This window comes from Campylobacter sp. CCUG 57310 (genome assembly GCF_013201975.1).
In the GTDB taxonomy this organism is placed as follows: Bacteria; Campylobacterota; Campylobacteria; order Campylobacterales; family Campylobacteraceae; genus Campylobacter_A; species Campylobacter_A canis.
This window is the reverse complement of sequence record NZ_CP053845.1, coordinates 562,083-577,119: the sequence shown is the minus strand read 5'-3', so window position 1 is coordinate 577,119 and position 15,037 is coordinate 562,083. Positions and strand designations below refer to the sequence as shown.

Annotated in this window: 16 protein-coding genes and 1 other RNA gene; 2 read left to right on the top strand and 15 right to left on the bottom strand. The window is 37.9% G+C overall.

From position 1 onward, the window contains the following. Positions 1-94 precede the first annotated feature (94 nt). The 15 genes from CORI_RS02920 to CORI_RS02850 all read right to left on the bottom strand — a co-directional run bounded on the left by CORI_RS02920 (position 95) and on the right by CORI_RS02850 (position 13,210). Entirely contained in the window at positions 95-526 is a 432-nt protein-coding gene (locus CORI_RS02920; protein WP_173030746.1) for a DNA starvation/stationary phase protection protein, read from the bottom strand. Between the two features lie 326 nt (positions 527-852). After that, positions 853-2,049, bottom strand: coding sequence for an OprD family outer membrane porin (locus tag CORI_RS02915; protein WP_173030745.1), 1,197 nt, complete (start codon positions 2,047-2,049; stop codon positions 853-855). 177 nt (positions 2,050-2,226) lie between these two features. After that, positions 2,227-2,790 (bottom strand): cytochrome c, encoded by a 564-nt coding sequence (locus tag CORI_RS02910; RefSeq protein ID WP_173030744.1) that lies wholly within the window; start codon positions 2,788-2,790, stop codon positions 2,227-2,229. Positions 2,791-2,997: 207 nt separating this feature from the next. Further along, positions 2,998-3,453, bottom strand: a complete 456-nt coding sequence (locus tag CORI_RS02905; RefSeq protein ID WP_173030743.1) for a hypothetical protein — start codon at positions 3,451-3,453, stop codon at positions 2,998-3,000. Continuing rightward, complete coding sequence (locus CORI_RS02900; protein ID WP_173030742.1) at positions 3,440-4,009, bottom strand: hydrogenase-4 component G; 570 nt, start codon at positions 4,007-4,009, stop codon at positions 3,440-3,442. The genes CORI_RS02905 and CORI_RS02900 overlap by 14 nt, the downstream gene beginning before the upstream one ends. A 49-nt stretch (positions 4,010-4,058) precedes the next feature. After that, positions 4,059-5,291: a Zn-dependent hydrolase gene (locus tag CORI_RS02895; protein ID WP_254064972.1), complete on the bottom strand. Its 1,233-nt coding sequence runs from the start codon at positions 5,289-5,291 to the stop codon at positions 4,059-4,061. 117 nt (positions 5,292-5,408) lie between these two features. Further along, entirely contained in the window at positions 5,409-5,756 is a 348-nt protein-coding gene (locus CORI_RS02890) for a chaperone NapD (protein WP_170020198.1), read from the bottom strand. Then, entirely contained in the window at positions 5,753-6,703 is a 951-nt protein-coding gene (locus CORI_RS02885; RefSeq protein WP_173030740.1) for a WD40 repeat domain-containing protein, read from the bottom strand. Before CORI_RS02885 ends, CORI_RS02890 begins: the two co-directional genes overlap by 4 nt. After that, the gene (locus tag CORI_RS02880) at positions 6,700-7,185 is read right to left on the bottom strand and encodes a 4Fe-4S ferredoxin (RefSeq protein WP_173030739.1); all 486 of its coding nucleotides are present in this window, start codon (positions 7,183-7,185) and stop codon (positions 6,700-6,702) included. Before CORI_RS02880 ends, CORI_RS02885 begins: the two co-directional genes overlap by 4 nt. Positions 7,186-7,187: 2 nt before the next feature. After that, positions 7,188-7,721 carry a nitrate reductase cytochrome c-type subunit gene (locus tag CORI_RS02875; protein WP_173030738.1) on the bottom strand — a complete coding sequence of 178 codons (534 nt, stop codon included), beginning with the start codon at positions 7,719-7,721 and terminating at the stop codon, positions 7,188-7,190. Further along, the gene (gene napH / locus CORI_RS02870; protein WP_173031912.1) at positions 7,722-8,513 is read right to left on the bottom strand and encodes a quinol dehydrogenase ferredoxin subunit NapH; all 792 of its coding nucleotides are present in this window, start codon (positions 8,511-8,513) and stop codon (positions 7,722-7,724) included. Beyond that, on the bottom strand, positions 8,513-9,268 hold the full coding sequence (gene napG / locus CORI_RS02865) for a ferredoxin-type protein NapG (protein WP_173030737.1): 756 nt from the start codon (positions 9,266-9,268) through the stop codon (positions 8,513-8,515). The genes napH and napG overlap by 1 nt, the downstream gene beginning before the upstream one ends. 2 nt (positions 9,269-9,270) lie before the next feature. Continuing rightward, a complete protein-coding gene (napA, locus tag CORI_RS02860) occupies positions 9,271-12,051 on the bottom strand; it encodes a nitrate reductase catalytic subunit NapA (RefSeq protein WP_173030736.1) in 2,781 nt (926 codons plus the stop codon). A 352-nt stretch (positions 12,052-12,403) separates the two neighbouring features. Continuing rightward, positions 12,404-12,763: a transfer-messenger RNA gene (ssrA, locus tag CORI_RS02855) on the bottom strand. A gap of 39 nt (positions 12,764-12,802) precedes the next feature. Further along, on the bottom strand, positions 12,803-13,210 hold the full coding sequence (locus CORI_RS02850; RefSeq protein ID WP_169940175.1) for an Hpt domain-containing protein: 408 nt from the start codon (positions 13,208-13,210) through the stop codon (positions 12,803-12,805). An 81-nt stretch (positions 13,211-13,291) separates the two neighbouring features. Between CORI_RS02850 and panB the strand changes: the two genes are divergently transcribed. Together panB and CORI_RS02840 are read left to right on the top strand one after the other, a co-directional pair. Continuing rightward, positions 13,292-14,098 (top strand): 3-methyl-2-oxobutanoate hydroxymethyltransferase, encoded by an 807-nt coding sequence (gene panB, locus CORI_RS02845; RefSeq protein WP_173030735.1) that lies wholly within the window; start codon positions 13,292-13,294, stop codon positions 14,096-14,098. A gap of 23 nt (positions 14,099-14,121) precedes the next feature. Continuing rightward, positions 14,122-14,964, top strand: a complete 843-nt coding sequence (locus CORI_RS02840) for a tetratricopeptide repeat protein (protein ID WP_173030734.1) — start codon at positions 14,122-14,124, stop codon at positions 14,962-14,964. The last annotated feature ends 73 nt before the right edge of the window (positions 14,965-15,037 follow it).

Below are 15,037 nucleotides of genomic sequence, written 5' to 3'. Positions count from 1 at the left end.
AAAAAGATGAATTTCAAATAGTTGTCTAAATAATAAAAGTTAAAAAGAATAAAAAATTTAAGGGGGTATTAAAGCCCCTTAAATTGAAGATTTATTAAGCTAAAGTAGCTTCAAGCATCCAAATAGCTTTTTCGTATTTCGCTATATTATCTTCTGCAATTGCAACTGTCGTGCTATCGCCATCTGCAACTTCTGCAAGTTTTTTAAACTCACCAAGCAGGTGTTTATAATCAACCAAAACTCCTTTTAGTACTTCTGTCGGAGTATAGCTATCTTTGCCTTCAGGCTTAATGTGAGAGCGTTTGTTTAGCTCCCCAGGACATATTATAGCTTTGCCGCCTAATTGAATAGCCCTTTCTGCCATTTCGTCAAAAATTTCAGCAAATTCATCATATGCCTTTTCTGTATATTCATGAATACTAAAAAATTGAATACCTTTTACATTCCAATGATAATCGTGAAATTTGATAAATAATGCATGGGCATCAGCCTGAATTTGGTTTAGTTGTTCGATAACTTTTGACATATTGTCTCCTTGTTTTAAATTTTATATGAGGAATTATAGCAAAATATTCTTAAATAAAAATTATTTTTAAATAATAATTTTTATTATTTGTATTTTTGTTTAATATATTATATAGTATGTAGGTTAATAGATGGAATTAGCTATAAAAATTAAATTGGCAATATTTACATAGCAACTCAATAGCTTATTCTTTTAAATAAAGCTAGATAAATTTTTACAAAAATAATTGTTTGATGTATTCTGCTGTAGATACAAAAATGGAATGAACGTGTGATTTAAAAACAACCTTGAGCGAATTATTTCGCTCAAGGTATCATAAAGAAGTATTAGAATGAGTATTTAGCTTCAAATCTAAATTTATCAGATTTTGCTTTATCTCCAGCATTAACTTTTTCAGTTTCATGCGAGAAGTAGCTTTTGAATTTTAGCTTAGCGCTATAGTTATAAGAAGCTCTTGCAATAACTTCATCTATTTTTGTTTTTTTATCAGCAGGCTCTTTTACATCACCTTTTATATAGTCAGCACCAATTCCAAATTTATCAAATTTATAAGCAGCAGTAACAAACCAGAAATTACCTTTTCCAGCAAGGTTTGTATATTCAAAAGTATTACCGAAAGCTTGCTCAGTAGGATCTATAAAGTTACCATTGTCTTCTAGAGTAATAAATCCTTTGGCCTTATCTTTGACTTTCCAACCTATATATCCGGCAGCTAAATCAGCACCGAATAGCTCTGTTCCTAGCTGGGCAGCATAGAAATCTGTATCTCTATAAGCAGGAGCAAGTTCTCCCTCTACATCGGCATGACCATATTGAACTTGAGCATTTATAGTCACATCATCGGTAATTCCAAAATCAAATGCAACATCAGCAGCTATAAGATTTGCAACATCGACTAAAGAAGCATACCATAGCTCAAAATTTACAGGATTATATGAGCCCATAGCAGCTACGCCATAAAGGTTATTATCAAGTGCTTTTCTACGATTTGGAAGTGGTATATTTTTAACTTCTCCATCTGTTCGACTGCTATTTTCAAGATCATCAAATGCAAAAGCAGCAAGAGTTAAGCCTTCTATATCTTTATTTACTAGTTTAACACCGGTTCCCGCCTCATCATCAGTAAAGTATGAGCCTATCATTTGTTTACCAAACTTAACAGTCGTATTGCCTCTTGTATATCCAAGATATAGTTCATTTACTGCAAACGTACTACTTGTATCTGTTACGTTAGCTTTTCCTGTAGCTTTACCAGAATTATCGTTTGAATCATATCTAAAGCTTAAAACACCAAAGAAATTATCATCTAAAGCGGCTTTAAATGCAAAAATTGATCTAAATCTATGTCTAGATTTATCTGTTTTAACATCTACTTTATTTGTTCTTACGTTTTCATATCTATATCTTACAAATCCTGAAAGATCTACATTCTTAATAGCCTCTTCAAGTGGTGTTGCGCTTGCAACGCTTGAGAAAGCACCTAGAGCAACTAAAGTTGCCAAACTAATCTTAGTTAATTTCATTACGAACTCCTTAATAAAGTTGAAATATGGTGTTATATTAGCACAACAAGACCTTAAATTAACTTAAATTTAGCGTAAAATTTTAAAAAAGTTACCGATTGTTTACCAAAGTAATATAAAAAAAGAAAAATAATATTGCGTATATTTAAATTTGGCTACAGAGTTGTAGCCAAATGGTTACTTAAGATAGCTTCCTTGAGTTGGAGAGGTAGAGATATCTGTATTTTTAGTAGTATTTTCTTTATATCTTAATGCATCTTTGCCTTTTAGAAAGGCTATTATAGCTCCTAAGTCCTTATACGAAGTCTTTGCTGCAATCGTTTTCATCATCTCTCTTTTGTTTCCGCCAAATTCAGAGTCATTTAGATAACCTGAAAATGCCGCTTCTATATCCTCAGCACTAATCTGAGTGAGCTTTCTTGAAGTCCCGTAAGCTCTTTTTTCTCCATTTTCACCATGACAGCTTGCGCAGTTTTTAGCGTATAGCTCTCTTCCTCTTTCTACGCTATAAGATCTTTTACTATTTACTCCTATGTTTAAAAACCCGCCATTGTCTTCGTTTTCAGGGGCTTTTTCATAAACATTTATAGTTACATTTTCATCTTTTGAATATTTCTCAACTAAAGCCTTAAGCTCTTTAGCAAATTCGCCCTTAGCTTCAAAAACATAGCTAGGTTCATTAGCGTTTAAGCTAGATAGCAACAATAAAGATGTTAAAATTGATAATTTATAAAAACGCATTAATAGCCTTTGGTGTGAATGTAATAAAATTTCATTTTCCGATTATATCATAATTTTAAATTTTAAAAACAAAAGCAAAAATACAAGATAAAAAGAAATAAGAGTTATTAAAATATGAAAGAAAAGGGAGCTTTGCCTCGCCCCCTTAAAAGGAGTTCTAACTTTGATTGCTTGATGAAATTATAAATCACATCGGTAAATCAACGGCTAATCAAAGTTGATCTTCTCATCTTTAGGCAGTTCTACAACTTGTTTTTTATTTGTTGCACGTTTGGTTTGTTGAATTTTTGTGCTTGTATTTAAATTTTTATACGATTTTTTAGGGCTTACGTAGCCTTGCTGTATAAGATACATATTTTTTATTTTGGTATCAAAAATAGTTGCATAGATCAAATCGCCAGCATTAAAATAATGCTTATCGGCACAAAATTTACCGCTTGATAGCTTATCGTTACTCGTATCAACGCTTCTTATATCATAACACCAGCCGTTTTCGGTATAGCTAATATCCTCTATAACGCCGCGTATGCTTTGTTCTTTTTTGATAACAGGCTGATTTATCGTGCTGCGACTTGGCAAATTTGGAGTTTGATTAAAAAGGTCAAAACATCCCGTAAATAAAGTCGCAAAACTTAAAATACAAACAAGCTTAAGCTTCAACATTTATGATATTTCCACCTAGTTTTGCTATGCGTTCATCTATCTTTTCTAGAGTTTTTTGGATGGTTTGTTGAGAAATTTCAGGCAAATTTCCTCCCCAAAGGCGCTCGGCTTCTTTAAAGCCATTAACGACACCTTCTCTGCCCGCTTTTAACATCTCAAGATCATCTCCTGCGCCGTTAAGTACAAAATCCGCGATTCTATTTGCCGTATTTGTGATACCAAAAAATCCGTCTTCACCTATAAGCGCCTTTGCTTCGTCTTGTTTTAGAGATGTTATGTCTTTGCCGTCATAACCAATCGATCTATAATCAATCTTGTTTAATATCTGCATCAAATTTTTAGAATTTATATCCTGAGGATCAAACAAGTTAAGCGCTGATTGAGTGTCGAAATTTATACTGGTCTGATTAAAGGCTTTATTTTGAAACTCTAAGAAATAGCCGTTTGTAAGCTCTTTCGCATTTAAATTTGTAAAATTTTCTCTAAATTTTTCAATATTTTCTTTACTGCTTAAATTATAAGGATTTGAGTTATTAAAATTCGAACTTATCTGCATTTATTCTCCTTTATTTTCATCAATTTTACTATGCTTTTTTAAATTAAGTTTAAAGAGACTCATTTAAAATTACATTTTTTAATAAATTAAGCCCGTTTTCTATATCGTCCCATTTTGAAAATTCTGAAGGATTATGGCTGATTCCGTCTTTTGAAGGGATAAATATCATCGCAGTAGGACAAATTTCGGCCATATGCATAGCGTCATGTCCCGCTCCGCTTGGCATTATCTCATAGCTTAAATTTAGCCCCTTAGCTTCCGAAACTATCAAATTTATAAGCCTCTCGTCAAGTCTGCATGGAGTATCAAAACCGAGTTGCTTTATCTCGCATTTTATGCCTCGTTTCTCTTCTATTTTGTTTATATGTGAGATTATCTGAGCGTAGGCATCTTCACGGGTTTGCAAATTTATACCCCTTAGATCAATGAGCAACATCGTCTCTCCTGGCACTACGTTCATCACGCCCGGTTTTACGGAGCAATTACCCGTAGTTGCCACTACGCTATTTTGAGAATTATCTTTTGCTATCTTTTCAACTGCCAGTATTATCTCAGCCGCCGCGCAAAGTGCGTCATTTCGGTATTTCATAGCAGTAGTTCCAGAGTGCTGAGGCTGCCCGATAACTCGCACGCTAAATCTATGAGGCGCAGCGATTGCGCTTACTACGCCGATTTGAATTTTTTCGTTATCTAGAAGCGGTCCTTGCTCAATATGAATTTCAAAAAAACCTTTGTAGTTAGGTTCTAAATTTTTAGCCTCTTCGATCCTTTTTATATCTATTCCAAATTCGCTAAAAATTTCGCCTATTTCACGTCCCGTAAAGTCTTTGACATCCTTTAGCTTCTCATATCCTAGCTTACCACACATTACCTTACTGCCAAGAGTCGCGATATTAAACCTGCTTGACTCCTCACACTCAAACACGATTAACTCAAGAGGGTGTTTTGTTTTGATATTTTCATCATTTAATGAGCGGATTACTTCAAGTCCGCCAAGCACGCCTAAAATTCCGTCAAACTGTCCGCCGTTTATAACCGTATCAAGGTGAGACCCAAAGGCGATTGCGGGTAAATTCGGCTCGCTTCCTTCGCGCCTTGCAAAGATATTGCCTATCGCATCCACTCTTACGCTAAGTCCCGCTTCCTTACAGCGCTTTATAAACAGCTCGCGCGCGGTTTTATCCTGAGAAGTGTAAGCAAGTCGGCTCATTCCGTCGCCAAAACTATAATCGTTTATAGAATTAATCTCTACAAAAAGATCTTTTAATCTACTCAAATTCACGCCCATTATAAGCTCCTAAAATTTTATTTTCTAATATTTTATATAGTTTGCGTTGAATTTGAGGTTAGATTTTTTGATTTTAGTAGAGATTTTAATAAAAAGAAGGTTAAATTTAAGCTATTTAACCTTATGGTGAACGCTACCGCTATAAACTATATCACGAGCTTGCATATCATCGTTTGTAAGCACTTCGCTGAGTTTGCCGCTCTCTTTTAGTCTCTGCAAATCGCCCTCCAAATCTTCTTGATAACTATACACCATCGCAACGCCCGCAACTCCGTTTATACGCTCCATGGCCTTAAAAGTCTCAAGCTCGTCTTCAAAATTATCTACGCTTATAAGTGCTACTATCTTTGCGTTTTCATAAGCAATAATTTCACACTGGCTCATTTTACGAAGCGAATTTAAGATATCGTCTATCAAATTTTCATCTTTTACATGCACTATCACACTTGAAATATTCATCTAAATCTCCAAAATTTTACTTTTTTCTCGTAAGCAACGCTTATAAGAGAACTATCATCTAAAAAATGTATGCCATTTATCGTGCTTTGCATAGTTTTTAGCCTTGCTAAAATTCTCTTGCTGTTTACTTCAAACACATCTATATCGCTTAGATCATCACTCATAAATGCTCCAAGCTTGCCGTCATCGCTAAGACCTACCGCATAGACTAAAAAATTTGACCTCATCATGCCGATACTGCCGCCGCTATAAACTCCTGCATGTCTATCCACTCCGCCTGTAACGATAGCACCGTTTTTATACTCTATATCATACATATTATCTTTATGAAAGCCAAGCTCGTTTAGCACTTTGCGCTCTTTAGCGTCAAATATATAAACTATCCCGCTCTCACACCCCACGGCGATCTTGCTTCTATCTTCGCTAAGCTCAAAGTCAGATAGCGACGCTATAGAAAATTTTTTGCTAAAGTCGATGTTGCCCGTATCTAAATTTAAAAAGTAAATTTCATTACTAAGCGAACCGATAATAGCTGTTTTAGGATTTAAAAACAGAGCTTTTTTGATTGATTCGTTATCTAAATTTATAGTTTTAGTCTCTACTCTTTTACCCTCAATCATCTCATAAACATGTAAAAGTCTTTTGCCGTAACTCGTCTCGCTTAGCACCATCAGCACACCGTTAAGCTCATCTATGCTAAATACTTTTGCAAACTCGTCATCGGTAAAATGCGTCTTTATCTTTGGTAAAACTATAGGCTCTAAAAACTCCTCGCTCTTCATATCATAGATATTTACCTGACCGCTGTCGGTACCAATATAAAGTTTGTCGTTTAAAAGCGAGGAACTTATCACGTTAGAGTGCGCTTCTATAATCTTGTAAGGCTCTTTGATATCAAGAGAAAAAGCCAAATTTAAAAGCGCTAAAAAAGCGAGTAGAATTTTCATAAAGCCTCCATTTTGATAGAATTTTTAAAACACACCTCAAGACACTGCGCACATCCCGTGCAGCGTTCGTTTATAACAGGGCGAAAAACGCCAAAAAAGTCAATCGCTCTAAATTTGCATACATCTTGGCAATTATAGCAAATCGTATTATTCCATGCTAAGCAAGAAGCTACGTCTATGCTAACCTTTGCCTCTATTTTGGCTGGGAATTTTAGACTTAAAACCTCTTTGCCGATCTCTTCGCAAGCTATGGCGCAATCCTTGCAGAAGTTGCAACCTAAATTTTTAAACTCAAAAATAACTCTTTGATTTTCAAATCTCAAAAGCTCGCGCCCGCAAGCCTTTACACAAGGAGTGTGACAATTAACACAATCAAATTCTCCGCAAAAATATGGAGGATTTATAAATTTGGGTGCATCTTCTTTAGCACCCAAAATTTTTGTAAAAAGTCTTCGTCTTGAAAGATTGTTTGCCTCTTGCAATCTTACCTCACACCGTCATTTAGTATATCTAGCAAATTCGACCTTTGCGCTCCGTCCTCGGTTCTAAACTCAGGTTTGAAGTTATTTTTAAACGGTACGGTCACGTTTGCTTGAGGAGCGTGGCACTGAGTACAGTTAAATCTATCATCGCTTAGCTTATCTGCTAAGTCTTTGTTGTTTCTGATACTATAAAAGTGCGATTTAGGCAGAGGCGTAGCTCCGGCGTCTTTGGCTACATCAGGCATATGGCAGGTTACGCACATATTCATATCTTTGGTAATAGGGATAAGCCCTTCTAGATCGTGAGGGATCATCGGAGGAGCGTTTTCAAATGCGCGCTCTATATTTTTAGCGCTTCCTGCAGGATCGGTTGAGTATTGATACTCCAGTAGCTTGACTGAATTTTCATCCATCACATCAGAGCTTCTTAATCCGCCCAAATCCTTTGGCTTATTGTCCGCGACCGACGGCGCATTGCACCCTGCAAGGATGATTGCCGCAGCCATTGCACCAAGTGCAAACCTAAAAGTTTTCATTCATTTTCTCCTTAAATTTCTTATGCTAAATTTTAACGCGTCATCGCCACACACGTCTATACAGCGTCCGCAGCTAATGCACTCGCTAGAGGTTATTAGTCCGCTTTCTTTTCCGATTATTCCAAGTACTTGGCTTTCAGGGCATATCACTTTACACTTCATGCATTTTGTGCAGTTTTGGCTATCATGATCTACGCGGATAAACGCAAATTTGCCAATCGTCGCATAAAAAGCGCCAAGAGGACAAAGCTTTGAACATATCAGTCTATCGCCTACAAAAGCGTCTATGGCAAACACGCCAAAAGCCACAAATATCCAAAGCGTGCCGCCGTATATGATACCGCGCTGAATTATGCCGATAAAGCTTACTCCCTCAAATGCGGGCGTTTGCATGATAACCGACATAAAAAGCACAAAGGCAAGTATGTAGTAGCGAAAGCTTTTAGAAAACACGACTACCTTTTTATCTTTGTCGTAGCCAAATTTCACTCTAACAAATCTTGCAAAATCTGTTATCATATTTACCGGACATACCCAAGCGCAAAATGCACGAGGCGCGATAAGAGCGTATATCAACACTACTATCAAAGCTCCCAGCGCAGCAGAGCTGGCAAGTGTAAAACTAGCTAAAAACAGCTGCAATACCGCAAACGGATCACTAAGCGGGATAGTGCCAAAGATCATAGACGAGCTTAAATTTCCTTGCAGAATTTTAAGTCCGTAAAGATTGCTAATCAAAAACAGAGTCAAAATGGAAATTTGAGTTATTCTTCTAAGCAGTAAGTATTTCATCATATCTCTCCGCTATTAAGGTAGTCTTTGACTTTGTTTTGATCAAGCTTGATCTTGGTGTCTATATCTTTTAGTCTCGTATCATCGCCCTCGATCCAGCCTTTAACGTAGTTGTCATTCACTTCGCCAAGTCCAATCTCTCTTGGAAGCACGAAAATCGCCGCTTTTTTCGTTACGCAGGCGTTTTCGCATTTTCCACAGCCCGTGCAGTAATTTGCATCCACCACGGGAAGTAAGAATGCGTGCTTTTCGGTTCGTTCGTTTCTTTTATATTCAAGCACTAGAGCCTTATCTATAAGCGGACAAGCTCTATAACAGGCGTCACACTGAATTCCCGCAAAGGCTATACAGCTGTAAGGATCAAGCACGGCTATACCCATGCGAGATTTGTTGATATCAAGCTTATCATCACTGCTAACGAGCTTCACGTCAAGAGCGTCCGTCGGACAGGCGACCGTACAAGGGATATCGGTACACATGTAGCAAGGCACCTCTCTTGGCGTAAAATAAGGCGTTCCAAAGCTTATATTATCGCCAAGCTTTGCTAGGCTTAACGTATCAAAAGGACACGCCTCCACGCAAAGCCCGCATCTTATACAACTAGCCATAAAGCTCTTCTCGTCCCTTGCTCCGGGCGGGCGAAGGATGAGTGTTTGAGCCTTAAGATTAGTCTGCGTACTCCAAGTAAAGCCTCCGGCGATTACTAAGCCAATCGCCTTTAAGCCAAATTTGAGTACTTCGCGCCTATCTTTCATATCTATGCCTTGTAAATTTTAACCGCGCATTTTTTGAAATCGGTCTCTTTTGATATCGGGCAAGTTGCATCAAGGCAGACTTTATTTATAAATACGTTTTCGTCAAAAAACGGCACATATACAAGTCCTACAGGAGGCTTGTTACGTCCTCTTAGCTCTACTCTTGCTTTAACTTTACCGCGGCGAGACTCAACCCAAATGATCTCGTTTTGCATTACGCCAAATTTTTGCGCATCTTCTTCATTCATATAGCAAAGCGCTTCAGGCACCGCGCGGTATAGCTCAGGAACGCGCATTGTCATAGTTCCTGTATGCCAGTGCTCAAGAACACGGCCTGTACATAGCCAAAGCGGATATGTGTTATCAGGCATTTCGCACGGATCCATATAAGGGCGGAAGAAAATTTTAGCCTTATTATGAAGCGAGAATTTCTCATCTCCGCTTGTCGCTTTGATTAGGTCTCCTCTTGGAAGTTTTGCGTCTTTATTGCCGTAGAATGCAAATTTTGCTGTCGGATCGGCTTTTTTAGCATAAGGGTCAAATTTCGTGTTAAATCTCCATTGTGTCTCTTTGCCATCAACTACAGGCCATCTTAGTCCGCGAACTCTGTGGTATGTATCAAAGTCAGCCAAGTCATGTCCATGCCCTAGTCCAAATTTACGGTAGTCTTCCCAGAGGTATTTTTGGATGAAGAAGCCATATCCTTCAAACACCTTGCCGTCGCTTCCTACTACTTTTCTGCTATCTCCAAATACTTCTGTGTTGTCATAATCTTCCATGATAGGATCTTTTGCGCTATAGCTTCTTGCCTCTTTGTTGGCAAATAGCACGTCAAATAGCGTATCTTCTTCGCTATATCCCATAGCCTTAGCCTCTTCAAGCACGTTTGGAAGAGTTAATTTATCATCTACTTTTTGCTCTTTCCATACTTCTTTTAGCTTAAAGCGTTTTGAAAATTCAAGCATCTGCCATGTATCAGTCATCGCTTCGCCCACAGGAAGAACTTGTTGTCTCCAGTGCTGAGTTCTACGCTCTGCGTTACCGTATGCGCCCCATTTTTCATATATCATCGCAGTTGGAAGGATAAGATCACCTACTTTAGCAGAAATTCCAGGATACGGGTCTGAAACGACGATAAAGTTATCCATCTCGCGAGCCGCTTTTATCCAGTGGTTTGCGTTTGCAGTGTTATGCCACGGGTTATTTACGTGAACCCAAGCCCACTTAATCTTGCCGTCTTCCAGATCACGCATGATTTGCATGTAGTGAGGACCCGGCTTAGGATTTATCGTGCCTTTTGGAAGCTTCCAAATTTTTTCTGAAATTTCGCGGTGTTTAGGATTTGCTACAACCATATCCGCAGGCAAGCGGTGAGCAAACGTTCCAACCTCTCTTGCCGTTCCGCAAGCTGAAGGCTGTCCTGTTAGCGAGAATGCTCCGGATCCCGGAAGCGCTTGCTTGCCAAGCAAGAAGTGGATCATGTAAGCTTGCTCGTTTACCCATGTGCCTCTTTGGTGCTGGTTCATACCCATAGTCCAGAAGCTTACGACCTTTCTTTGTTTTTCTATATATAGCTCGGCTAGAGTTTTTAACTTCGCTTTAAATTCCTCCAAATCCTCGTTAGGATCGCCTTTTGCAAGTTTAGCAACGAAGTCAAGAGTATAAGGAGCAAGAGCCTTTTTAAACTCCTCAAAGCTTATCTCCCAGTGGTTTCCGGCCTTGGCGTTATTTTTATTTTCCATAACATCGCCGGCTTTTAGTCCAAGATAAGCAAGGGTTACGCCCTCATTATCACTTAGTTTTTTCTTAAGCTCTGTTTCTAATATATCTTTTTCATTTGTGTATTTCGGATGGTTGGGGTTATTTCTTAAGCCATATCCGATGTCTGCAGGCCCTGTCGTGAATATGCAGTGTTTTTTAACAAATTCTTCATCTATCATCTCAGGGTGGTTATAAACTATCTCACGAGCGATGTAGTTAAATATCGCAAGGTCGGTCGAAGGCGTAAAGATGATCTCTATATCGGCTAAGTGTGAGGTTCTAGTAGAATATGTGCTTAAATTTACTACTTTTACCTTCTCAGGATCGGCTAGCTTTCTATCGCTAACTCTCGCCCAAAGCACAGGGTGCATCTCCGCCATATTTGCGCCCCAGCACACTACCGTGTCGGTTAGCTCGATATCGTCAAAACAGCCAGAAGGCTCATCTATACCAAAAGTCTGCATAAACGCAACAACCGCAGATGCCATACAGTGGCGAGCGTTTGGATCGATAGCGTTACTTCTAAAACCGGCCTTTATAAGCTTAACGGCTGCAACGCCTTCCATTACGGTATATTGACCCGAGCCAAACACACCTATGCCGTGAGGTCCAAGCTCGTTATAAGCTTTTTTAAACTGCTCGGTCATTACGTCAAACGCTTTTTGCCAGCTTACTTGCTTAAATTTGCCCTTTTTATCAAATTCGCCCTTTTCATTTACGCGAAGAAGCGGATGAGTGATACGATCCTCTCCATACATGATCTTGGCGTTAAAGTATCCTTTGATACAGTTTAGGCCTCTGTTTACAGGAGCAGCCGGATCTCCCTTAACGGCTACTATTTTGCCGTCCTTGGTTGCAACCATAATACCGCATCCAGTTCCGCAAAAGCGACATGCAGCCTTATCCCATCGCCAACCTTTTTCGGCATTTGAATTCGCCATCAGATTAGCAGGCATCGCTATACCGGCACTAGCACAAGCGGCGCTTGCGGCGGCACTCTTAATAAAATCTCGTCGATCCATATTTTCTCCTTAAATTTTTTAAGTTTTTTCTTAAAATTTTATTTTATATTTTAGATATTAGCTTACAAAAGCTGAGTTTAAATTGATTAAAATCAATTAATTTATTATTTAGTTTTGTTTAATTAACTTAGATAGTGATTTATATTATTATTTATAGTTTAAAAAGACATCTTAAAATCATTAAGATATAAAACTTTATACTAACTTTTTAAAACAAAAGTAGAAATAAAAACTAAAATGTTAAAAATGAAAATATTTATAATCAGTGTAAATTTGTAACATTTGTATAATAAAATCTAGCAATTATCTTTAAAATTTATTAAATATAAGAAATAAATTGGAGAATAAAATTTGGTGGAAGCGAGGGGGATCGAACCCCTGTCCAAAAACAAACCGAACACAGCCTCTACACGCTTAGCAAAAGTGAAAATTTCATCCAGCAAGGCTCACCTTCCAAAACCAAAAGCTAGACTAAGACAAAATTTCAGCTTGAAGCTTGTCAAACTACAAACCTACTCTATCTAGGGTTACTCGCTTATGTTTTTAGATAGTATCAAAACAAGCAAGGCTCAACTGAACTTACGCAGCTTTAGCGTAAGCAGGAGCGAATTTAACGTTATTTGCGTTTAATTTTAATTTGAGCTTTTTACGCTTTGCTCAAAGCGACGTGCCGCCATGACCGCTCTGCTCCTGTCGAAGCCAAGTCGCTCCCATAGAAAGTCGCGTATTGTAGTTTATTTTTATTTTTTTGTCAAACATCAAGCTTAGATGGAATTTTTACAACTAAAGGATTTAAAACGCTAAAAAATTCAGAATCCGACTCTATATCATCGCGATATTTACCAAACTGATCGCTTACGATCAAAAGCCAATCGACAAATTCATCATTTGCAGGCTTAGTAAGATCTCTTGCTTCAGAACAGACCTCTTCGCTAAGAGAGGCTAGCTTTAAAATAGGTTCAACCTTCATAAATGATGCTGCGGATTTTATATTATGAAAAATTCTAAATAGCTCTTCGATATTATTTTTAAATTTATCTTGTCTTGTAAGTCCTATGATCAAAGGTTCCATCAAATCACACATTAAAGAGTAGTGAGATAGGAATTCTTCAACGATATCATAAGAGTAGTCAATCTCAAGATTTTTTAATATACCCATACTTCCATCCTTAAATATTCAGGGCAATTGTATCATTTTTTTGATAAAATTAATCAAGTATAAACGCAAAAGGCAGGGAAAATGAGCCAAAAAGAGCAAAAAATTAACGTAAATAATATAAAAAATAAGAAAAATTTAGAACCTGTAGTTATGATTACGGCTTATGATGCACTATTTGCCAAGCTGTTTGACGAGTATGTGGATATTATACTCATAGGCGATAGCTTAAACATGAGCTTTAACGGCAAAAAAGACACCCTAAGCGCTACAATGGATATGATGTTATACCACGCTACGGCTGTAGCAAACGGAACTAAAAGAGCATTGACGGTAGCCGATATGCCTTTTGGTAGCTATACTGATGAAAGAACAGCTCTTAAAAACGCCATCAAATTTATCCAAAAAAGCGGAGTTGATGCCGTCAAACTTGAAGGCGGCAGAAATATGGCGACTATCATAAAAAAGCTTTGCGAAAACGGCATAAGCGTCATGGGACACATAGGGCTTATGCCTCAGCAGGTTAGGTATGAGGGCGGATACAAGATAAAGGGTCGCAAGGAAGACGAAGCGAAAAATTTGATAAAAGACGCAAAGGCTCTTGAAGAAGCGGGAGTATTTACAATCGTAGTAGAAGGCACCCTTAGCGACGTGGCAAAAGAGATAGCAAGAAGCGTAAATGTACCCGTAATCGGCATAGGCTCGGGAGTTGATGTCGATGGGCAGGTTCTTGTATTTTCCGATATGCTTGGATTTTTTGAGGAGTTCAAGCCAAAATTCGTAAAAAGATATCTAAATGGAGCGAATTTAGTAAAAGAAGCGGTTAAAGCTTATGCAAACGAGGTTAAAGCAAGAGCTTTTCCAAGTGAAGAATTCGAATACAAAAGCTAAATTTAAGAGCAAAAGGAGAGAAATTGAAAATTATAAAAATTTTATTTTTGACTGTATTGTTAGGCGCTCAAGTTTTTGCTACTACAAACTTAAAAAACGAGGCCAAAGAGGCTTTTGATAAAAAAGACTACATAAAAGCTGGTGAAATTTTAAAAGAACTTTGCGATAAAAACGACGGATACGGCTGTGCTGCACTTGCAAACATGCACTACAACGCAATAGGCGTTAAAAAAGATCAAAATTTAGCTTACGAGCTTTTTAGTAAAGCTTGCGATCTTGATAACGGTACAGGATGTTTTGACCTCGCGCTTATTTATAAAAAAGGCGAGCTCGTAAAACGCGATTTCAAAAAAATCGCCGAACTTTATACAAAGGCGTGCGAGCTTAAAGAAGATAGTGCTTGTGCAAATTTAGGGCTTATGTATGATAAGGGCGAAGCTGTAGAAAAAGATCACAAAAAGGCTAAAGATCTATACTACAAAGCTTGCCATCTAAACAACGCGGTAGGGTGCTATAACTTCGCATTGATGTATTACGAGGGCAAAAACGTCCCAAAAGATGATAAAAAAGCATTTAAATTTTTTGACAAAGCTTGCTACATCAAAAGCCCCCATGCTTGCCACGCACTTGGCGTGATGTATGAGCACGGATATGGCGTGGAGTCAAATGTATATTACGCTTACGACTCTTACTCTACGGCTTGCAAGATGCTAAACAGCGACGCATGCGCGGCAATAGGCATAGAATTTAAAAACGGCAAAATCGACAAAACAACTTACGATAAATACGAATCCGAAGCAGAAGCCTGCAAGCTTGGAGATAAGAATTCGTGCGAGATTATCAAGGAGCGTTTGGCTAAATTTTAGCTATCTTTGCGTGATAAATCAGACTTGCTCTACTCGGGCGGCTTTTATATCGCAAATTCATTTGTTTTGGCGT